This window comes from Nocardioides kribbensis, from assembly GCF_015070375.1.
Taxonomy (GTDB): Bacteria; Actinomycetota; Actinomycetes; order Propionibacteriales; family Nocardioidaceae; genus Nocardioides; species Nocardioides kribbensis.
Genome location: NZ_JADCLL010000002.1, coordinates 163,511 through 184,875, shown reverse-complemented (window position 1 = coordinate 184,875; position 21,365 = coordinate 163,511). Strand labels below are relative to the sequence as shown.

At 74.8% G+C, this 21,365-nt stretch carries 15 protein-coding genes; 10 read left to right on the top strand and 5 right to left on the bottom strand.

What is annotated here, in order from left to right; genetic code table 11:
• The first annotated feature begins 285 nt into the window (after positions 1–285).
• The 3 genes from IR170_RS06570 (at position 286) to IR170_RS06560 (ending at position 3,624) form a co-directional block, all read left to right on the top strand.
• Positions 286–1,110 (top strand): deoxyribonuclease IV, encoded by an 825-nt coding sequence (locus tag IR170_RS06570; protein WP_193661728.1) that lies wholly within the window; start codon positions 286–288, stop codon positions 1,108–1,110.
• Between the two features lie 257 nt (positions 1,111–1,367).
• Positions 1,368–2,537: a lipid II:glycine glycyltransferase FemX gene (locus IR170_RS06565; protein ID WP_319804935.1), complete on the top strand. Its 1,170-nt coding sequence runs from the start codon at positions 1,368–1,370 to the stop codon at positions 2,535–2,537.
• Positions 2,538–2,541: 4 nt separating this feature from the next.
• Positions 2,542–3,624 (top strand): alanine racemase, encoded by a 1,083-nt coding sequence (locus IR170_RS06560; protein ID WP_193661727.1) that lies wholly within the window; start codon positions 2,542–2,544, stop codon positions 3,622–3,624.
• Here the strand turns inward: IR170_RS06560 and IR170_RS06555 are convergent.
• Both IR170_RS06555 and IR170_RS06550 read right to left on the bottom strand, forming a co-directional pair.
• Positions 3,585–5,096 carry a glycosyltransferase family 87 protein gene (locus IR170_RS06555; RefSeq protein WP_193661726.1) on the bottom strand — a complete coding sequence of 504 codons (1,512 nt, stop codon included), beginning with the start codon at positions 5,094–5,096 and terminating at the stop codon, positions 3,585–3,587. The genes IR170_RS06560 and IR170_RS06555 overlap by 40 nt on opposite strands.
• Before the next feature lie 6 nt (positions 5,097–5,102).
• Positions 5,103–7,439, bottom strand: a complete 2,337-nt coding sequence (locus tag IR170_RS06550; RefSeq protein ID WP_319804934.1) for a transglycosylase domain-containing protein — start codon at positions 7,437–7,439, stop codon at positions 5,103–5,105.
• A gap of 219 nt (positions 7,440–7,658) precedes the next feature.
• Here IR170_RS06550 and IR170_RS06545 point away from each other — a divergent pair, with 219 nt between their 5' ends.
• Both IR170_RS06545 and IR170_RS06540 read left to right on the top strand, forming a co-directional pair.
• Positions 7,659–8,285 (top strand): PadR family transcriptional regulator, encoded by a 627-nt coding sequence (locus tag IR170_RS06545; protein WP_056865091.1) that lies wholly within the window; start codon positions 7,659–7,661, stop codon positions 8,283–8,285.
• 12 nt (positions 8,286–8,297) lie between these two features.
• A complete protein-coding gene (locus tag IR170_RS06540) occupies positions 8,298–9,383 on the top strand; it encodes an inositol-3-phosphate synthase (RefSeq protein WP_193661724.1) in 1,086 nt (361 codons plus the stop codon).
• 117 nt (positions 9,384–9,500) lie between these two features.
• Here IR170_RS06540 and IR170_RS06535 read toward each other — a convergent pair whose 3' ends face one another.
• The 3 genes from IR170_RS06535 to IR170_RS06525 all read right to left on the bottom strand — a co-directional run bounded on the left by IR170_RS06535 (position 9,501) and on the right by IR170_RS06525 (position 12,734).
• Entirely contained in the window at positions 9,501–10,667 is a 1,167-nt protein-coding gene (locus IR170_RS06535) for a MerR family transcriptional regulator (RefSeq protein ID WP_319804933.1), read from the bottom strand.
• 97 nt (positions 10,668–10,764) lie between these two features.
• The gene (locus IR170_RS06530; protein WP_193661723.1) at positions 10,765–11,238 is read right to left on the bottom strand and encodes an SRPBCC family protein; all 474 of its coding nucleotides are present in this window, start codon (positions 11,236–11,238) and stop codon (positions 10,765–10,767) included.
• 32 nt (positions 11,239–11,270) lie between these two features.
• Positions 11,271–12,734, bottom strand: a complete 1,464-nt coding sequence (locus IR170_RS06525; RefSeq protein ID WP_406603374.1) for a CCA tRNA nucleotidyltransferase — start codon at positions 12,732–12,734, stop codon at positions 11,271–11,273.
• 75 nt (positions 12,735–12,809) lie between these two features.
• On the opposite strand from IR170_RS06525, the gene IR170_RS06520 reads away from it, so the two are divergent.
• The 5 genes from IR170_RS06520 to IR170_RS06500 all read left to right on the top strand — a co-directional run bounded on the left by IR170_RS06520 (position 12,810) and on the right by IR170_RS06500 (position 21,304).
• Positions 12,810–15,320, top strand: coding sequence for a DUF6049 family protein (locus IR170_RS06520; protein WP_193661721.1), 2,511 nt, complete (start codon positions 12,810–12,812; stop codon positions 15,318–15,320).
• Positions 15,317–17,119, top strand: a complete 1,803-nt coding sequence (gene murJ / locus IR170_RS06515) for a murein biosynthesis integral membrane protein MurJ (RefSeq protein ID WP_227488775.1) — start codon at positions 15,317–15,319, stop codon at positions 17,117–17,119. The genes IR170_RS06520 and murJ overlap by 4 nt, the downstream gene beginning before the upstream one ends.
• A 268-nt stretch (positions 17,120–17,387) precedes the next feature.
• A complete protein-coding gene (locus tag IR170_RS06510) occupies positions 17,388–19,586 on the top strand; it encodes a protein kinase family protein (RefSeq protein ID WP_193661720.1) in 2,199 nt (732 codons plus the stop codon).
• Positions 19,583–20,326 carry an RNA polymerase sigma factor SigM gene (gene sigM, locus IR170_RS06505; RefSeq protein WP_193661719.1) on the top strand — a complete coding sequence of 248 codons (744 nt, stop codon included), beginning with the start codon at positions 19,583–19,585 and terminating at the stop codon, positions 20,324–20,326. The genes IR170_RS06510 and sigM overlap by 4 nt, the downstream gene beginning before the upstream one ends.
• Positions 20,327–20,467: 141 nt before the next feature.
• Positions 20,468–21,304, top strand: a complete 837-nt coding sequence (locus IR170_RS06500; protein WP_193661718.1) for a hypothetical protein — start codon at positions 20,468–20,470, stop codon at positions 21,302–21,304.
• The last annotated feature ends 61 nt before the right edge of the window (positions 21,305–21,365 follow it).

The following is a 21,365-nucleotide window of genomic DNA, read 5'->3' as shown; positions in this document are numbered from 1 at the left end:
CGGGCGGCGACGGCGCGAACCACGCAACGCCACACCCGGCAGCCCGTCCGCTCCACGCACTTGCGCGATCCACGACCCCACACCCCGTCGCCCACCCGGTTCACGCAATGGCGCGATCCACGACCCAGCACCACGCGGCCGCAGCCAGCACCGCCCCGCTCCGCGCAATTGCGCGATCCACGACCCCGCACCCCCGGGCCGCACCCCGGGCCGCACCGCCGGCCGCACCCCGGGCCACACCGCCGGGCCACACCCGGCGTCGGCGGGCGCTCGTAGGGTGGCGCCATGAGCGAGGCAACCCAGGCAGCGGCGCAGGCAGGGATCAGGATCGGGGCCCACGTCGACCAGGTCGACCCGATCACCGAGGCCCAGGAGCGGGGCGCCCCGCTGGTGCAGCTCTTCCTCGGCGACCCGCAGAGCTACAAGGGCCCGGTGGTGGCCTACGCCGGCGGCGCGGCCGGGCTGCGCGCCGACGCCGAGGCCGCGGGGGTGGACCTCTACGTGCACGCGCCCTACGTCATCAACGTGGCCACGACCAACAACCGCATCCGCATCCCGAGCCGCAAGCTGCTCCAGCAGCACGTCGACGCCGCCGCGGAGATCGGCGCCCGGGGGCTCGTGGTGCACGGCGGGCACGTCGGCAAGGCCGACGACCCGGAGAAGGGCTTCGACAACTGGCGCAAGGCCGTCGAGGCCACCGACCTCAAGGTCCCGCTGCTGATCGAGAACACCGCCGGCGGCGACAACGCCATGACCCGCCACCTCGAGCGCATCGGCCGGGTCTGGGACGCGATCTCCGGCGCCGAGCAGGCCGACCGCGTCGGCTTCTGCCTCGACACCTGCCACGCCCACGCCGGCGGCAACGCGTTGGAGAGCGTCGTCACCGACGTCCTCGCGATCACCGGGCGCATCGACCTCGTGCACTGCAACGACAGCCGCGACGACTTCGACTCCGGCGCCGACCGCCACGCCAACTTCGGCGCCGGACGCATCGACCCCGACCTCCTCGCCGCGGTGGTCCGCGACGCCGGCGCCCCGGTCGTCTGCGAGACCCCCGGCCCCGCCGAGGCCCACGTCGCCGACTTCGCCTGGCTGCGCGCGCGTCTCTGACGTACGCCGGCCCCGTCCCGCACCCGCCGCCCGCACGACCGGGCCCGCACCCGTGGCCCGCACCCGTGGCCCGCACCCACGGCCCGCACCCGAGCCGCCCGCACCCACCGCCCGCACCCGAGCCGGCCCCGGGCCCGCATCACGACCCGCACCACCGCCCGCACCACGACGGGCGCCCCGTGGCCCGCACCACGGCCCACACGGAGCCCGCGGAGGGGTGCCGGGACCGGCCGGCGAGGACCGGTAGCCTCGCAGCCGTGCCCCGTGACAAGACCGCCAGCGCCCTGAGCGTGCGCCCGATCTCCGACGCGGAGCACCTGGCCTTCCTGGCCACGCAGCGCTCCGCCAGCTTCCTGCAGACCCCCGCGTGGGGCCGGGTGAAGGCGGAGTGGCGCCGCGAGTCGCTCGGCTTCTTCGAGCCCGGCGGCGCCGCCCCCGTCGGCGCCGCGCTCGTGCTCTACCGCCAGCTGCCCAAGCTCAAGCGCTACCTCGCCTACCTGCCCGAGGGGCCCGTGATCGACTGGGCCGGCGACGACCTGCGCGCCTGGCTCGACCCGCTCACCGAGCACCTGCGCGGCCAGGGCGCCTTCGGTGTGCGCATGGGCCCGCCCGTGGTCTGCCGCCGGTGGAGCGCCGCCCAGGTCAAGGCCGGCATCGCCGACGACGGGGTGCGCACCCTGGGCCAGGTCGCGCCCTCCGAGCGCGACCACACCGGCGCGCGCGTGGTCTCCCAGCTGCGCGAGCTGGGCTGGGTGCCGCAGCAGGTCGAGGGCGGCTTCGCCGCCGGCCAGCCGCAGTACGTCTTCCAGGTGCCGCTGCGCACGGCCGACGGCAGCCCCCGCAGCGAGGACGACGTGCTCAAGGGCATGAACCAGCTGTGGCGGCGCAACATCAAGAAGGCCGCCAAGGAGGGCGTGGTCGTCACCGCCACCACCGGCGCGGCCGAGGCGCTGGCCGAGCTCGAGGCCTTCCACGCCCTCTACGTCCACACCGCGGAGCGCGACCACTTCACCCCGCGACCCCTGTCCTACTTCCGCACCATGGTCGAGGCCCTCGCCGCCGAGGACCCCGACCGGATCAAGCTCTTCCTGGCCCGCCACGAGGGCGACCTGGTGGCCGCGACCATCGCGATCCGCGTCGGCGCGCACAGCTGGTACTCCTACGGCGCCTCCTCCACCGAGAAGCGCGAGGTGCGCGGCTCCAACGCGGCCCAGTGGGCGATGGTGCAGGACGCCCTGGCCGCCGGCGCCGACGTCTACGACCTGCGCGGCATCACCGACACCCTCGACAGCGACGACTCCCACGTCGGGCTGATCCAGTTCAAGGTCGGCACCGGCGGCGAGGCCGTCGAGTACGCCGGCGAGTGGGACCTGCCGCTGAGCACGGTCCTCTACAAGGCCTTCGACCTCTACATGAAGCGGCGCTGACGACATGAGCCTCACCCTGACCGTCGACGGCGAGCGCTGGCGCCAGCACCTGCTCGCCACCGCCGAGAAGCACCCCGGCCTGGTGCCGGTCTGCAAGGGCAACGGCTACGGCTTCACGCTGGGCCGCCTGGCGCGCAGGTCCCAGTGGCTCGACGAGCGCGGCCACGGCGTCGACACCATCGCCGTCGGCACCTACGACGAGCTGCCGCACCTGGCCAGTCGCTTCGACGGCGACCTGCTGGTGCTCACCCCGTGGCGGCCCTTCGAGTCGGCGCTGGAGGTCGACCCCGCGCTGTCGGGGCGCCTGGTGCACACCCTGAGCCGCCCCGAGGACGTGCGCGACCTGCTGGCGCGCCAGCCCGACGCCCGCTTCGTGCTGGAGCGCCTCACCAGCATGCAGCGCCACGGCCTGAGCGCACGCGACCTGTGGGCCGTCGCCGCCGAGCTGCGCTCCCACCCCCGGGCCCGGCTCGAGGGCATCGCCTTCCACCTGCCGCTGCAGCAGGGCTCCCACGTCGGCGAGGTGCACCGCCTCATGACCGACGTGGCCGGCGCCGAGCTGCCCGACACCCCCGGCGCGCGCACCATCTGGGTCAGCCACCTGACCGACGCCGAGCTGGCCGAGCTGCGCGCGGCGTACCCCGACTTCCGGCTGCGCCCGCGCATCGGCACGGCGCTGTGGCTGGGCGCGCGCGAGGCGATGCGGGTGACCTCGACCGTGCTGGACGTGCACCCGGTCAGCCGGGGCGACGCCTTCGGCTACCGCTCGCGCACCGTGCCCAAGGACGGCCACCTGCTCATCGTGTCCGGCGGCACCGCCCACGGCATCGGCCTGGAGGCGCCCACGGGCGACTCGAGCATCAAGGCCCGCGCCGGCGCCCTGGCGCGGGGCGGCCTCGACGCCGTCGGCTTCGTGCGCTCGCCCTTCTCCACCGACGGCAAGCAGCGGCTCTTCGCCGAGCCCCCGCACATGCAGGCCTCGATGCTGTTCCTGCCCGGCGGCGCCCGGGTGCCGCAGGTGGGCGAGCTGGTCGACGTGCGGGTGCGCTACACCACCACGTCGTTCGACCGCGTCGTCGTCTCCTGACCCGCCCCGCCGCCCGGCGGCGGGCCCGGCGCGGCTGAGCCCCGACCCAGGTCGGGCGCGGCCCGCACGGGGTCGCGCTCCGGGCGCAGCACGTCGCGCACGACGAGCGCGGTGAGGTAGAGCTCGCCGGCGACCCGCACGACGATCGCGACCCAGTAGAAGCCGGCGTCGCCGCCGCCGCCCGGGGCGAGGTAGCCGCCGAGGTACCACCACACCGAGGCGAAGTAGAGGATCTCCGCGCCCTGCCAGACCACCTGGTCGCGCCAGCGCGGGCGGGCCAGCACCGCCAACGGGAGCAGCCACAGCACGTACTGCGGGGAGTAGACCTTGTTGACCAGCAGGAAGCCGACCACGACGAGGAAGCCGAGCTGGGCCAGCCGCGGGGTCTGCGGGGCGCGCAGCCCGAGCACCAGCACGCCCAGGCACCACGCGCCGAAGAACAGCCACGAGCCGACGTTGACGGTGTGGGCGGTGATCTCGGTGTCGAGGGCGTCGCGCGCCACCAGCCACAGCGAGCCCAGGTCGGGTCCGCGCTCGGAGTTGAAGCTCCAGAAGACCCGCCACTGCTCGGGCCCGGTGAGCAGGGCCGGCAGGTTGGCCACCAGCCACGCCGCCACCGCCACCGCGATGGTGACGGCGAGCTCGCGGTAGCGCCGCTGGCGCAGGCACACGACGAGCACCCCGCCGAGCAGGAAGAGCGGGTAGAGCTTGGCCGCCGTGCCGAGGCCGACCATGACGCCGGTGAGCACGGGCCGGTCGCGCGACCAGGCCCACACCGCGCCGGCGGTCAGGGCCACGGCGAGCAGGTCCCAGTTGATCAGCCCGGTCAGCAGCAGGGTCGGCGAGGCGGCCAGCATCGCGGCGTCCCAGGGGCGGCGCCGGTGGGTGCCGGCCACGAACCACGTCGTGAGCAGGGCCAGCGCGGCGAAGACCAGCGCGCTGACGACCATGAACCACCGGATCTCCTGGCTGACCTCGGGGTCGACGAAGAGCTGGTCGGTCGCGAGCGCCTGACGGGGCGCGAGGTCGGGCCACCCGACCACGGCCTGGGTGAGCAGGCTCGTGCCGTAGGCGAGGTAGGAGATCCCCACGGGGTACTCCATGACCTCGGGGAAGCGCTCGCGCACGGCCGGGTCGTCGGAGTAGGGCCAGGCCCGCTCCACCAGGCCGCGGCCGGTGTAGAGGTAGGGCAGGTCGGAGTAGCACATCTGGGCGTAGCCGGCCTGGTTGTCCTGCCAGGTCCGCTCGAAGCACCCGCTCTTCTGCACCATGCCCAGGGCGAAACACACCGCGGTGAGCGCGAGCAGCACCCGCACCGGCGTCCACCACCGGTGGCGCCCGGCGTGCTCGCCCACCGGGCCGCCGAGGCCCTCGCTGAGCGCGCGGGCCACGGCGTCGTCGCGCGTGGGGTGGACGTGGCCGTCGACGGGGCTCGCGCCGGCGGCACCGGCGTCGCCGGCGACCTCACCCACGCGGGGTCACCACGGCCAGAGCCAGCCGGTCGTCCAGGGTGACCGGGCCGCCGTCACGGGAGTCCCCGTCGCCGTCGTACGCCACTGCGCGGGACCCGTGTCGGCCGCGGGCGAGGGGCTCGCGCCCCGGCTCCCGCCCTGGGAGGGCGTCGGGCTGGGCGTCGGCTCCTCGGGCGGGGGCGGCGGCAGGATCGTCGGGTCGTCGGTCGGCTCGGTGGGCGTCGGCTCCTCGGTGGGCGTCGGCTCCTCGGTCGGGGTCGGCTCCTCGGTGGGCGTCGGCTGGGCCGAGGGGGTCCGGCTCGGCTGCGGCTGGGGCTGCGTGGGCGCCGGCTCGGGGGCCTCGGTGCTCGGCGGCACGTAGTCTTCCTGGCCGTCGGGGGCGTCGCCGTCGACGTAGACGGGGTCGGCCAGCTCCTCGACCTCGCGGCCCTCCATCAGCGGCTGCATCACCGCCAGCCAGGTGTCGGTGGGGTAGTCGGAGCCGAAGTACGACGGCAGCCAGCCGTCGAGCTGGTCGTCGCCGTCGCCGCGCACGTACATCACCGCGGTCGACAGCTGCGGGGTGAAGCCGACGAACCACGCCGAGGAGACCTCGTCGTCGTCGTTGGTCGCCGTGCCGGTCTTGCCCGCGGCCGGTCGGCCCAGGTTGCTCGCGGTGGCGCCCGTGCCCTCGAGCACGGTCTGCTCCATCGTGTAGGACACGTCGGCGGCGATGTCCTCGTCGAGAGCGCGGCGGGTGGGGCCGTCCCACTCGTAGTCGTCGCCGGTGGGGCTGACGACCTTCTCGATCAGGTGCACGTCGGCCCGCTCGCCGCCGTTGGCGATGGTGGCGTAGGAGTTGGCCATGTTGATCGGGCTGATCCGCGCGCGACCGAGGGTGATGAGGGTGTCCTCGGGGCTCAGGTCGACGCTGGTGCGCGGGATGCCGGGGTACTCCTGGTCGGCCTCCGGCGGCGGCACGCCCATCTTCTCGGCCGTCTCGTAGATCTTGGCCGGGCCGTCGTCCATGCTCGCCGACATGTCGACGAACGCGGTGTTGATCGACTGCTCCATGGCGTAGACGCCGTCGACGCTCGAGCCGTAGTCGTTGCCGAGCCCGTCGGGACCCACGCCCTCGTTGCGCACCTGCAGGCCGTCGGGGAACTCGTAGGGGGAGTTGCCCTCGAAGCTGTCACGGATGGAGTAGCCCTGCTGGATCGCCGTGGCCAGGGCGAACGGCTTGAAGGTCGAGCCCACCATGCCGCCCTCGACGGCCCAGTTCAGCTGCGACTGCAGGTAGTCCTGGCCGCCGTAGAAGCCGCGCAGCGCCCCCGTGCCGGGCTCGACGCTGGCCACCGCGATGTGCAGCTGCTTGTCGCCGAAGCCCTCGGGCTTGGCCGCGAGCACGCCGTCCTCGGCGGCCTTCATCGCCTGCGGGGTCAGCGTGGTGGTCACCTCGAGGCCCCCGCCGTCGATCTCCTCGTCGGAGTAGCCCAGCCGGCGCAGCTCGCTGCGCACGAGGGTCAGCACGTGGCCCTTCTGCCCGCCGTAGGTGCTCTCGGCGTCGATCTCGGGGAACGTCGGGAGCCGCTTGAGCGCCTTCTCGGCGGCGGCGGGCTCGACCATGTCGAGCTCGGCCATGCTCTCGAGCACGTAGTCGTAGCGGCCCTTGAGCTCCTGCCGGGCGTCGCGGCCGTTGTCGGGGTCGAGGTTGGTCGGGTTGTTGAGCACCGAGGCGAGCACCGCCGACTCGCGCAGGTTCAGGTCGCCGACGTCCTTGGTGAAGTACGCCTGCGCCGCCGCCTGCACGCCGTAGGCGCCGCGACCGAAGTAGATGGTGTTGAGGTAGTTGGTGAGGATCTCGGTCTTGCTCTGCTGGCGCGCGACCTTCAGCGACAGGATCGCCTCCTTCACCTTGCGGGTGTAGGAGCGCTCCTGGGTGAGGTAGAGGACCTTGACGTACTGCTGGGTGATCGTCGAGGCGCCCTGGGTCGACTCGCCGGTGGCGTTGTTGAGGAACGCCCGCGCGATGCCCTTGGGGTCGATGCCGCTGTCGGTCCAGAAGGTGCGGTTCTCGGCGGCGACGACGGCGTCGCGCAGCTCCTGGGGGATCTCCTCGAAGGCGACCGGCACGCGGTTCTGGGTGGCGTAGCTGCCGATCTCCTCGGTGCCGCCGGCGTAGTAGACGAACGACGTCTGCGCCTCGAAGTCCTCGTTGGCGTCGGGGATGTCGGTGACGGTGTAGAGGTAGTAGAAGCCGCCGACGGCCAGCAGCAGGCCCACGACCCCGAGGATCGAGAGCCACTTCACCGTCTTCAGCACGCGGCGCTTCAGGGCACCCTTCTGCTTCGGGGCCCGTGTCACGGGGGGCCCGTCGGCCCTGCGCTTGCCACTCACGTCGTCTCTCCCGGGGGTGCTCGAGGGTCCGTCCCGGCCCGCAGCGCGCCGCGCGGCGCCCCCGGACCGTCCCTCAGGGTACGCACCCGGCGCGCGCCGACACCGGCGTACGACGTGTCACGCGACACGGTGACCTGGATAGGTCCAGCGTTCGCGTTCGACGGATATATCGCTACGATAGGTCGCATGGCACGTCGTGGAGAGACCATCGAGCTGGCAGTCCTCGGGCTGCTGCACGAGGGACCCATGCACGGCTACGAGCTGCGCAAGCGGCTCAACCTCATGCTCGGGTGGGGGCGGGTGCTGTCCTACGGCTCGCTCTACCCCACGCTGAAGAAGATGCTCAAGGGCAGCCTCATCGAGGAGGTCGCGGCCACGCAGGCACCGGGCACCCCGGTCAGCCGCCGGCCGCGCATCGTCTACCAGGTCACCGACGCCGGCCACCGCGAGTTCGAGCGGCTGATGTCGGAGGTCGGTCCCACCGCCTGGGAGGACGACAACTTCGACATCCGGTTCGCCTTCTTCGGACGCACCGACATGGAGATCCGGCTGCGGGTGCTCGAGGGACGGCGCACCCGCCTCCAGGAGCGGCTGGACCGGGTCCAGGGCCAGCTCTCGATGACGCAGAAGGAGGTCGACCGCTACGCGGCCGAGCTCCAGCGACACGGGGTCGAGTCGGTCGAGCGCGAGGTGCGCTGGCTTTCCGACCTCATCGACGCGGAGCGGGTCGCCGACGACCTCGCCCGTCGTCCCGACCGCATGACCAGCACGACCACACCGCCCGCGAGCCCCGCGGCCGACCAGCAGAAGTAAGGAAGGAATCCGATGGGTTCGGTTCGAGTAGCCATCGTGGGAGTCGGCAACTGCGCCACCTCCCTCATCCAGGGTGTCGAGTACTACAAGGACGCCACCCCCGACACCACCGTGCCTGGTCTCATGCACGTGATGTTCGGCGACTACCACGTGCGCGACGTCGAGTTCGTCGCGGCGTTCGACGTCGACGACAAGAAGGTCGGCAAGGACCTCTCCGAGGCCATCAACGCCTCCGAGAACAACACGATCAAGATCGCCGACGTGCCGACCCTCGGTGTCGAGGTCCAACGCGGCCCGACCCTCGACGGCCTCGGCAAGTACTACCGCCAGACCATCGAGGAGAGCGGCGCCGAGCCGGTCGACGTGGTCCAGGTCCTCAAGGACACCCAGGCCGACGTCATCGTGTCCTACCTCCCGGTGGGCTCGGAGGAGGCCGACAAGTTCTACGCCCAGTGCGCCATCGACGCCGGCGTGGCCTTCGTCAACGCCCTGCCCGTCTTCATCGCCTCCGACCCCGAGTGGGCCAAGAAGTTCGAGGACGCCGGCGTCCCGATCGTCGGCGACGACATCAAGAGCCAGGTCGGCGCCACCATCACCCACCGCGTGATGGCGAAGCTGTTCGAGGACCGCGGCGTCGCGCTGGACCGCACCTACCAGCTCAACGTCGGCGGCAACATGGACTTCAAGAACATGCTCGAGCGCGAGCGCCTGGAGTCCAAGAAGGTCTCCAAGACCCAGGCCGTCACCTCCAACCTGCACGGCGAGCTCGCGGACAAGATCCACGACCGCAACGTGCACATCGGCCCCTCGGACTACGTCCAGTGGCTCGACGACCGCAAGTGGGCCTACGTCCGCCTCGAGGGTCGCGCCTTCGGCGACGTCCCGCTCAACCTCGAGTACAAGCTCGAGGTCTGGGACTCCCCGAACTCGGCCGGCATCATCATCGACGCGCTGCGCGCGGCGAAGATCGCCAAGGACCGCGGCATCGGCGGCCCGATCATCTCGGCCTCGTCCTACCTGATGAAGTCCCCGCCGGTGCAGCTGCCCGACGACGAGGGCCGCCGTCGCGTGGAGGCCTTCATCCGCGGCGAGGAGTGACCTAGCAGCACCGGTCACCCCGCAGCACCAGCAGCACCCGGCAGCGCCGGTCCCCGCGAGGGGACCGGCGCTGTCGTCGTACGTCGGCCGGGCCGGGCCGGATCGGGCCTGGTCGGGTCAGGCCACGTCGACGACGACCACGGCGAGGTTGTCGTCGGCGCCGGCGGCCTCCACCGCCGCGACGACGGCGTCGGCGACCTCCTGCGGGTCCCCGCCACCGGCGAGCAGGTCGGCCAGCACCGCCGGTCCGACGCGTCCGTGGACACCGTCGGTGGTGAGCACCAGCCGGTCGCCGGGCCGCACGGCGTGCACGGCGAGGTCGGGCTCGGCGGGGCGGCCGCCCTCGAGCGCGCGGTTGAGCTGCACCCGCCGCTCGTCGGAGCGGGCCTCCTCGGTGGTGAGGCGGCCCTCGTCGACGAGGGTCTGCACGACCGTGTGGTCGCGGGTCAGCCGGGTGAGGCGGCCCTCGCGCACCAGGTGGGCCCGCGAGTCGCCCACGTGGGCCACGACCAGCTGACCGGCGTGCAGCGCCAGCGCCGTCAAGGTGGTGGCGTCACCGGGCGCGAGCGCCGCCGCGGCCCGGGCGAGCACCGCCTCGACGGCGGCCAGCGGCGCTGCGCCGTCGAGCCGGCGGTCGAGGAGCCCGTCGCGCTCGGCGGCCGCGAGGGCGGCCACGGCGCGCTCGCCGCTGCCGCCCGCCGAGCCCACGCCGTCGGCGACGGCCACCAGCCGGGTGCCGACCAGGACGGCGTCCTCCTGGGTGGCCCGGCCGCCCTGCTGGAGACGGGCGGCGCAGCGCAGGGTCGGCCCGGGGAGCACGGGGCCGCCGTGGTCCGGGGTGGTGCCGTGGTCGGTGCTGTGGTCGGTGCTGCCGTCCGGGGTGGTGCGTCGGTCGTCGGTGCTCATCGGGGTCTCCTCGTCCGGCGCGTGGCCGAGCTCGTCGACGAGGGACGCCAGGAGGGCGCGGGCGCTGGCCGTGTCGGCGCTCAGCTGGCGCCCGTAGGAGACCAGCTCCGCGACGGCGGCGGCGGGCCCGAGCCCGGCCACCACACGGATGCGGGCCAGCGGCATGCCGACCAGCCGCAGCCGCGCCACCAGCCGGGCGCGGGCGAGCTGCTGCTCGGCGTACCAGCGGTAGCCGGTGTGCGGGTCGACCTCGGCCGGCTCCAGCAGGCCCGAGTCGTCGTAGAGCCGCAGCGCCTTGGGCGTCAGCCCGCTGGCGCGCGCGAAGTCGCCGATGCTCATCAGCCGCGTGGCGCCGCTCCTGCCGGCCTGTCCGTCCACGCCGCCTCCTGGGTCCTCGTCACCGGTGGGGGATCCACCGGTGAGGAGACCGTGCGGCCTGCCGCAGGGTCAAGGTCAAGGGCCCCACGGCCCGGGCTCAGCGCTCGAGCTCGGCCTTGATCCGCTCCAGCGTCTGGCGCATGCCCTGCCGGAGCTCGCCGACGAAGGTCGGCACCCCGCCCATGGCCACGCCGACCAGCTTGTTGGACAGCGTCGAGATGCCGTCGGGCACCTCGCGGCGCTGCACGATCCGCGTGCCGCCGCCGTCGGTGGGCTCGAGGGTGAAGGACCAGATCGTGCGGTTCTCCGCGACCCGGAAGGCCACGCTGGTGTGGGGCTCGAAGCGCACGACCTTGGCGGTCGTCGGCCACACCAGCGCGCCGCGGTGGTTGACGTTGATCATGCGGCTGCCGAGCCTCACCGGCCCGCCGGGGATGAACGTGCGCAGCACCTGGGGGCTCCACTCGCGCATGCGGCGCAGGTCGGAGACCAGGGCCCAGGTCTGGGCGGGGGAGGTGGAGACCTCGATGGAGGCCTCCAGCTCGTCGGGGGCGGCTGTGGTGTCGGTCATGCCCGGACCGTACCGTCAGTACGCCGCCCGCGTCAGCGTGTCGCCCACCATGCGAGGAGCTCCTCGCGCGCCACCTCGGGCTCGACCGGTCCGCGGTCCATGCGCCGCTCCAGCAGCCACCGGTAGGCCTCGCCGACCTCGCGGCCCGGCGGGAGGCCCAGCAGCTCCATGATCGCGTTGCCGTCGAGGTCGGGGCGCAGGGCGTCGAGCTCCTCGGCCTCGGCCAGGACGGCGATGCGCTCCTCGAGCTCGTCGTAGGTGCGCCGCAGCCGCTCGGCCTTGCGCCGGTTGCGGGTCGTGCAGTCGGCGCGGGTCAGCACGTGGAGGCGCTCGACCTGGTCGCCGGCGTCGCGCACGTAGCGGCGCACGGCGGAGTCGGTCCACTCCCCCGAGCCGTAGCCGTGGAAGCGCAGGTGCAGCTCGACCAGCCGGCTGACCGCCTCGATCTGGTCGTTGGAGAAGCGCAGCGCCTTCATCCGCTTGCGGGTCATCTTCGCGCCGACCACGTCGTGGTGGTGGAAGGTGACCGTGCCGTCGTCGAGGAACTTGCGGGTGCGGGGCTTGCCCACGTCGTGCATGAGCGCGGCGAAGCGCGACACGAAGTCGGGCCCGCCGCCGAGGCGCTCCTCGAGGTCGATCGACTGCTCGAGCACCGTGAGGGTGTGCTCGTAGACGTCCTTGTGGCGGTGGTGCTCGTCGCGCTCCAGCGCCAGCGCCGGCAGCTCGGGCAGCACCTTCTCGGCCAGGCCGGTCTCGACCAGCAGGGTCAGCCCTAGGCGCGGGTGCGGGGCGCAGATGAGCTTGACCAGCTCGTCGCGCACGCGCTCGGCGGAGATGATCGAGATCCGGTCGGCCATCGCCGTCATCGCCGCGGTGACGCCCGGGTCCACGGTGAAGCCGAGCTGGGCGGCGAAGCGTGCGGCACGCAGCATGCGCAGCGGGTCGTCGGAGAAGGAGTCCTCCGGCGTGCCGGGGGTGCGCAGCACCTGGTGGGCCAGGTCGACGACGCCGCCGAAGGGGTCCTCGACCTCGCGGCCGGGCAGGCGCACGGCCATGGCGTTGACGGTGAAGTCGCGCCGGCCCAGGTCGCCGGCCAGCGAGTCGCCGTACTGCACCTCGGGGTTGCGCGAGGACGGGTCGTAGACCTCGGAGCGGTACGTCGTGATCTCGACCTGCCACTCGCCGCGGCGGCAGCCGATGGTGCCGAAGGCCCGCCCCATGTCCCAGGTCGCGTCGGCCCAGCCCTTGATCAGCCGCTCGGTCTCCTCCGGGCGCGCCGAGGTCGTGAGGTCGAGGTCGTTGTGGGCGCGGCCCAGCATGGCGTCGCGCACCGGCCCGCCGACCAGGGCGATCTCGTGGCCCGCGGCGCTGAAGCGGCGGCCCAGCTCGTCGATGACCTCGGCGATGCGGTCGAGCTCGGTCGTGACGGCCCGTTGCACCTCGACCACGCTGAGGGGGCCGGGGGTGCGCAGCGGTGCGGGATCGTCGGTCGACACGGGCGGGCAGTCTATCCGCGCCCGGGCGGTGCCGCGCTCCCCGGGAGCCACAGCGACACCGTCTAGCATCGGGGGGTGTCCCGCCCGTCCTCGCTGCTGCCTGCCCTCGCGGCGGTGGTCGCGGTCGCCGGTGGCGCCGCGGGACTCGGGCCGGGCGTCGCACCCGCCGTCGCGTCCACCCCGACCAGCCTGTCCGCCGCGCCGCAGCCCGCCACCGTGCAGCCCGGGTCGGTGCTGCGCCCGGCGACCGCTCCCCTGCCGCGCCGCGCCGAGGAGGAGCCGGTCGAGCCGCTGTCGGTGACCATCGAGTCGATGACGCCCTCGGTCGTGCCCGAGTCGGGTCCGGTGCGCGTGACCGGCACCGTGACCAACCTCGACGACACCGCGTGGTCGGCCATCAACCTCTACCCCGTGGTGGGCGACGCGCCGCTGACCACCGCCGGCGACCTCCGGGCCGCCGTGGCCTCCGACCCGCTGTCCTACGTCGGGGAGCGGATCACCGACCCCGGGCCCTACGACACGATCGACTCCCTGGCCCCCGGCGAGAGCGCCGACTACCGGATCACGCTGCCCAGCAACCGCATCGAGGTCACCGAGCCGGGCGTCTACTGGTTCGGCGTGCACGCCAACGGCGAGAACGAGGACGGTCGCGAGGACACCGCCGACGGCCGCGCCCGCACCTTCCTGCCCCTCGTGAGGCTGCGGGAGCGCTCGCTGCCGGTCTCCATCGTCGTGCCGCTGCGCCGCCAGCTCGACTACACCCCCGAGGGCGCGCTCGACGACGTCGCGGACTGGGACGAGGACCTCGGCGAGGGCGGCCGGCTGCGGTCGCTGCTCGACTTCGGGGCCGCGGCCGGGTCGCGTCCGGTGAGCTGGCTGGTCGACCCCGCGCTCACCGACGCCGTCACCCGCCTCGCGGCCGGCAACCCCGAGCGCTCGCTGGCCCCCACGATCGACCCGCAGCAGCCCGGTGGCGACGGGGAGGGCTCCGACGGGGACTCCCCGGCCGACGGCGGGTCGGGCGCCGGCGGCGACACGGGCGACGCGTCGGGCTCCCCCTCCGCCTCCCTCGGCACCGCCGGTGCGGAGCCCACGAGCCCCGGCGACCCGACGACCGGCGCGGGTGACGGGAGCAGCGGCGAGGGCGAGGACGTCGACCCGCTCGACCCGGTGACGGCCGCTGCGGCCGAGACCGGCCAGACCTGGCTCGACGACCTCGGCGACGCCCTGGGCGCCAACAGCCAGGTGCTGGCGCTGCCGTACGGCGACGTCGACGTGGCCGGAGCGCAGGCCCACGACCCCGACCTCTACGACCGCGCCCGGCGTCGCGGCGGGTCGACCCTCGCCCCCTTCGGCGTGGAGACCACCCCGGCCATCGGCTCCCCGGTGGGCTTCCTGCCCGGGGCCGCCGTCGCGGGTGCGGTCGACGGCGAGACCGTCCTCCTCACCGATCGCGCCGTGCCCCGCGACCGGGCGGCCGAGCTGCGCGACGACGCCGGCACCCTGCCCGCGGTCGCCTCCGTCGACGGTCGCCGGGTCGTGCTCACCTCCTCCGGCGCGGTGGCGGGCGGACCCGGACCGGGCGAGCAGCGCACCGCGACCGCCATGCGTCAGCGGATCCTGGCCGAGGCCGCCGTGCGCGTGCTGGCCAAGGGACGCCACCACCCGCTGGTCACCGTGCTGCCCTTCGACTGGCTCCCCGAGGACGGTGAGGAGTTCTTCTCCGGCCTCGACCAGGGCTGGGTCGACCTGGCCACCGTCGAGGACGCCACCGCCGACGAGACCGCGCGCGACGCCTCGGTGGCCGGCGACGACCTCACCTACCCCGAGCACCAGCGCGAGATCACGCTCCCCGCCTCGGGCTTCCAGGCCGCCGACGACCTCATCACGGCCGGCGAGTCGCTCCAGGACCTGCTGACGCTCAACGACCAGGTGGGCACCGCCGTGCTCGACCAGGCCCTGGCCTCGGTCTCCTACACCGCGCGCACCGCCCCGCTCGACGCCCTCGCCTCGGCCGGCGCCGCGGAGGCGAGCATCGACGCCCTGCGGGGCCAGGTCGACGTGATGGCGCCCCGCGCGGTGACGCTGTCGAGCGAGAGCGGGCGCTTCGGCGCCACCATCGTCAACGGCCTCGACCAGCCGGTGACGATCCGGCTGCGCTACGAGTCCGACCGGCCGATGACCATCGAGGGACCGCCCGGCAGCATCGAGGTGCCGGCCGACAGCGCCACCACGGTGCTGCTCAACGCCAGCACCTCGGAGCTCGGCGTGCACGACCTGCGTCTGGTGCTCACCGACGAGGAGGGCCGCGTGCTCGGCTCCAGCGACGACCTCGCGGTGCGCTCCGCGCAGGTCAGCCAGGTGATCTGGCTGATCATGGGCACCGGCCTGGTGCTGCTCTTCGGCACCATCGGCCTGCGCCTCGTACGCCGGCTCCGCGACGCGCGGCGCGGCGGGCCGTCCGACCAGCCGTCCGACCGGCCGTCCGACGCCGGCTCGGCCGACGACCTCCCCGACACCACCCCCGCCACCACCCCGGGCAGCGCCGGCGACCCGGCGCCCGCGCCGAGAGGCACCCCCGCATGAGGCACCGCGCCCCCGGCCCCCCCGTCGTCGGCTACAGCGACGCCGCCGACGCCGTCGACGACCCCACGGGCTCCTTCGAGGCGGTGGGCGCCGCCCGCGAGGAGGCGCGCCCCTCCGACCCCTCCGACCCCTCGGCCCCTGGGAGCCCCGGCACCGCCGAGTCGTCGGCGGCCGAGCAGCGCTCGATCCTCTCCTCCAGCGCGGTCATGGCCGCCGGCACGGTGGTCTCGCGGCTCAGCGGCTTCGTGCGTTCGGCCCTGCTGGCCGCGGCGCTGGGCATCCAGCTGCACGGCGAGATCTTCACCGTCGCCAACACCATCCCCAACATGCTCTACATCCTGCTGGCCGGCGGGGTGTTCAACGCGGTGCTGGTGCCCCAGCTCGTGCGCTCGATGAAGCACGACCCCGACGGCGGAGAGGCCTACGCCAACCGGGTGGTCACCCTCGCGCTGCTGTTCCTCGGGGCGGTGACGCTCCTGCTGGTGGCGGTGGCGCCCTGGGTGATGGCGATCTACCTGCCCGACTCGTGGCCGCCCGAGGCGCGCGACTCGGCGATCGACTTCGCCCGCTACTGCCTGCCGCAGGTCTTCTTCTACGGCATGTTCGTGCTGGTCGGTCAGATCCTCAACGCGCGCGGCCGCTTCGGGCCGATGATGTGGGCCCCGATCGCCAACAACGTCATCGCCGTCGCGGTGCTGGTGGTCTACCTCGTGGTCTTCGGCGCCGCCTCCGGTGCGGAGGTCGTGGGCCCCTTCAGCCCCTCCCAGGAGCTGCTGCTGGGCCTGGGGTCGACGCTCGGCATCGCCGCGCAGCTGCTCATCCTCGTGCCCTACCTGCGCTCGGCCGGCTTCCGCTTCCGTCCGCGCTTCGACTTCCGCGGCACGGGCCTGGGCCACACCCTGCGTCTGGCCCGCTGGACGGTGGCCTTCGTCATCGTCAACCAGGTCGCCTACACCGTGGTGGTGCGCCTGGCCGGCACCGGCGTGGCCGACGGCAGCGCCGACGGCACCGGCAACGCCGTCTACGCCTCGGCCTTCCTCATCGTGATGGTGCCCCACTCGATCATCACGGTCTCGCTGGCCACGGCGATCCTGCCGCGGCTCTCCCAGCGCGCCGCCGACGGCGACCTCGCCGGGCTGGGCCGCTCGCTGGGTGCGACGCTGCGCACCTCGCTGGCCGTGCTGCTGCCCTTCGCCGCGCTGCTCCCGGTGGTCGCGCCCGAGGTCGCCCGGGTGGTGTGGGGCTACGCCGCCGCCTCGCAGTCGTGGCCCAACGCCGTGCCGACGCTGGCCCTGTTCGGCCCCGGGATCGTGCTCTTCACCGTCCACTACCTGATGCTGCGCGGCTTCTACGCCCTCGAGGCCACCCGCACCGTGTTCTGGATCCAGTGCGGCGTCGCGGCCACCAACATCGGCGCGGCCGTCGTGCTGGTGGCGCTCACCGACGCCGCCGCGACCTCGGCCGCCCTGGCCACCGCCTATGCCGCGGCCTACCTCGTCGGCACCGCCCTCTCCTACTCCGTGCTCGAGCGCCGCACCGGCGACCTCGGCGGGCGCACGACCTCGCGCTTCCTGGTGCGCCTGGGCCTGGTGGTCGCGCTGTCCACCGGCCTGGCCTACGCCGTCTCCGCGCTGCTGGGCGACCTGCCGCTCGACGCGGCCGTGCTGCCGACCCTGGCCCGCGGCGTGGGGGTGACCCTGGTCGACGTGGTCGCCTTCCTGGCGCTGGCCCGGGTCTTCCGGCTCACCGAGGTCACCGACGTGCTGGCCACCGTGACCGGGCGCCTCGGACGCCGCTGACCCGGGGCTCCCCGCACTCCCCCCGGTCTCCCCTGCGCCTCTCCCTCCCGGCCCTCCCCCGGAGCCGGCACCACCGGCCCGACGCCCGGGCCAGAGGCGGTCCGGATCCGGCCTACGGCAACCGGCGCGGGCGTCTCGCGGCTGTGCGACGTCGGTCGCCCCGTCCCGACCCGGGCGCCTACCATGGTCCGGGCGCCGCTGGCGCCCGCGCGCCCGGCTGGCCCGGGCCCGACGCCCGCCCCCAGCGCACGAAGGAGCCAGGACCGCGGTGCCCCACTCGATCAGGCACGGAGACCAGCTCGCCGGTCGCTACCGGCTGGTCGACCTGCTCAGCGAGAGCGGCGACGGTCGCTTCTGGCGGGCCCACGACCGCGTGCTCGAGCGGCAGGTGGCGATCCACGTCATCGCCGCCGACGACGACCGGGCCGCCGGCCTGCTCGAGGCCGCGCGGCGCTCGGCCACCGTGCACGACCCCCACGTGCTGCGCGTGCTCGACGCCGAGCGCACCGACGCCCTCTGCTACGTCGTCAACGAGTGGGGGTCGGGCACGTCGCTCGACATCATGCTGGCCGCGGGCGGCCCCCTGGCCCCGCGGCGGGCGGCCTGGCTGGTCGCCGAGGTCGCGGCCGCCGCCGCCACCGCCCACCGGGCCGGGGTCTCGCACGGGCGGCTCAACCCGGAGAACGTCCTCGTCGACCGCAACGGCTCGGTGCGGCTGATCGGCCTGTGCGTCGACGCCGCCCTCCACGGGCTGACCCACACCGACCCCGACGACGACCTCACCGACCTCGCCGGCCTGCTGTACGCCGCCCTCACGGGCCGGTGGGCCGGCATCTCCGGGTCGGTCGTCGTGCCGGCCCCGCAGGAGCACGGGCGCCTGCTGCGCCCGCGCCAGGTGCGCGCCGGCATCCCCCGGATGCTCGACCAGCTGTGCGACAACGTCCTCAACCCCGCCACCGCCGCCCAGCGGGGCCACGACCCCCGCTGCCCCGCCACGGCCCAGGCGCTCGCCGACCAGCTGGTGGAGTTCGTCGGCGACCCCGTCGGCATCCCCGAGGAGCTCGCCACCCGCCTGGTCGACCGCGGCGACGAGACCATCAGCCTGCCCGCGGTCCCCGGGCCGACACCGGCCCCGGCCCCCGTGACCACCGCGGTGACGACCGCCGGGCCGGCCGTGGCGGCGACGCCCGCAGCGGCCCCGGTCCGCTCGAGCGACCCGCTGGGTCCCGCGCCCTCCCCGACCTCCCAGACCTCCCCGGCCTCCCAGACCCCCGGCCCGGAGCCTGCTGACCAGGAGCCCACCACGGTCGTGCCCCTGACCGGAGGGACCCCCGAGACCCCCACCGACACCACCGGTGAGAGCCCGCAGGCGGCCACCGACGCGCCCACCACCGTCGTGGCGCTCCCCGACACCGACACCGACACCGACACCGACGCAGGCACCGTCACCGCGACGCACCCGGCTGACACCACCCGGGCCGCGCGCGCCGAGGAGCCCGCCCGCTCCTCGGCGCCCGGCGACGGGCTGCTCGCGGGGTCCTCCCCCGCCCCGGTGGCCGCCGAGCAGCCCACCCAGGCCGGGCTGCCGATCTTCGACGACGAGACCGACGACGTGTCCTGGCTGCAGGCGCGCAGCGAGCCGGTGCCCCCGCCCCCGCCCTTCGAGGACCCGCCCGAGCGGCCGCTCTTCGCCCCCGAGCCCGACGACGGCGGCCCCGTGCGTCGCGCCCGCCCCGGCGCCGAGCAGGCGGAGTCGGGGGAGTTCTGGCCGTGGGGGCCCGCGGCGCCGCCGCCCCCGCCGGGCACCGACGACGCCGAGCCCGACGACGGCGCCGCGGGCGAGGTCCCCGGTCGCAACACCTTCCGCCTGGCCGCGGCGCTGCTGCTGGGCCTGGTGCTGCTCGTCGGCGTCGTGGTCGCCGTCAACGTCGGCCGCGGTCGCACCCCGCTGGGCGCCGAGCCGGAGCCCGAGAGGTCGAGCTCCCCGAGCGCGTCGTCGTCGGCCACGCCCACCGCGGCGCCGACCCCGCTCACGGGGCTCAGCGCGAGCGACCTCGACCCCCAGGGCGACCCCCCGCAGGAGGAGTACCCCGAGCTGACCCCGCTCGCCGTCGACGGCGACCCCGCGACGGTCTGGCGCACCGCGACGTACCTCCAGAACTTCGGGCCGGGCGGCCTCAAGACCGGCGTGGGCCTGGTGGTCGACCTCGGCGGCGAGCAGGAGGTCAGCGAGGTCGACCTCACGCTCGTCGGCGAGGGCACCGCCACCGCGCTCTACGTCACCGACACCGCCCCCACCGACGTGGAGGGTCTCGACCCCGTGGCCGAGACCTCCGGCGGCACCCAGCAGCGGGCGGTGCTCGACGAGCCCGTCACCGGCTCCTACCTCACGGTCTGGCTCACCTCGCTGCCCGCCGTCGAGGGCGGCTGGCGCGGCGAGGTGGCCGAGGTCGAGGTCCGCGGGTGAGCGGGCCCGGGGCGGCGGGGCCGCGACCCGACGGCGCCGAGGCCCCCGAGGACGCCACTGCCGACGAGGCCGGCGTCGGCTCCCGCAGCGACGTCGAGCTCCTCCACGCCCACGTCGCCGGCGACCACGCGGCCTTCGGCGAGCTCTTCGCCCGCCACCGCGACCGGCTGTGGGCGGTGGCCCTGCGCACGACCGGGCACCCCGAGGACGCCGCCGACGGCCTGCAGGACGCCATGATCGCGGCCTACCGGCGCGCGGGGTCCTTCCGCGGCGACGCCGCCGTGACGACCTGGCTGCACCGCATCGTGGTCAACGCCTGCCTCGACCGCCTCCGCGCGGCGCGCGTGCGCCGCACCGACGCCCTGCCCGACGACCTCGAGGAGTACGGCGACCGCGGCTCGCGCCTCTCCGCCGCGCCGGAGGCCGAGGACCCCGCCGACCGGTCGGTGCGCGCCGAGGAGCGGCGACAGGTGCTCGCCGCGCTGGCCTCGCTGCCCCCGGAGCAGCGCGCCGCCCTGGTGCTCGTCGACATGGAGGGCTACTCGGTGGCCGAGGCGGCCGCCGTGCTCGACTGCGCCGTCGGCACCGTGAAGTCGCGGTGCTCGCGCGGGCGGGCCCGGCTGGCGCCGCTGCTCGGGGTGCTGCGCGAGCGGCGTGACGACGACCACCCCGAGCCGCGGAACCCGACCACGCCGGCGGCCGTCCGATCCGAGGCCGACCCACGAGGCCCACCGGCCTGACCGGGCCCCCGCCACACTGGACCAGCAGCCCCCGACCGACGCCGGCACCTGACCCGGCCCCCGACCGGCACGACCAGCACGACCAGCTCCGCGCCCACCACCAGCAGCACCACCACCGCCAGCACCGAGAGGAGGAGCCCGATGGCCCACGACCCCGACCTCACCCCCGAGCAGCAGCGGGAGGTGACCCGTCGGCTGGCCGACGCCCGCCACACCGAGCCCCTCCCGGTCGACGTCGCCGCGCGGCTCGACCAGGTGCTGGCCCGTCTCGACGCCGGCGAGGACGTCGCCACCTCCCCGGCCCCGATCGACCTCGCCGCCCACCAGGCGCGCCGGCGACGCCGCGTCACCCGGCTCCTCGTGGCGGCCGCGGCCGTCGTCGTGGTCGGTGTCGGCGCCGCCCAGGTCGTCCCCGAGCTCACCCCCGCCGGCTCGGGCGACGCCGGCGAGTCCACCTCCGACGCCGGCGCGGAGGCGGCCGGCTCCGCCGGGTCGGGCGCCGACCCGTCCCAGACCGCTCCCGCCACCGAGGACCGGGCCGACACGGAGTCCGACGCCGAGGCCGCCGACGGCCTCCTCGAGTCGGCCCAGCTGGCGGTGCCCGGCGTACGCCGCCTCACCGAGCGGGACTTCACCGGCTCGGTCTCGCGGGTGCGCGACGAGGCCTCCGCCGCCGCCCGCCGCGTCGACGCCTTCGCCGCCGAGGACGACGGCTCCGAGGAGCTGGCCGGTCCGAGCAACGACAGCAGCCTCAACGCCCTCGCCGAGCGCTCGGCGCGGCGGGCCGCCCGCGCCCTCGCGGGGTGGGACGTCTGCGAGAGCGCCGACTGGGGGCCCGGCCTGCTGGTGCGCGTGCGCTACGCCGGCGAGCCCGCGGTGCTGGCCTTCCGCAGCCCGGCCGGCGACACCCAGGTCGTCGACCTGCTCCAGTGCGGCACCGCCGAGGTGCTCCGCTCGGTCACCCTCCCCCGGCGCTGAGCCGCCACCACACACCGCCGCGACCCGGACCCGCGGAGGCGACGGCGCGGGCCCGGGAATG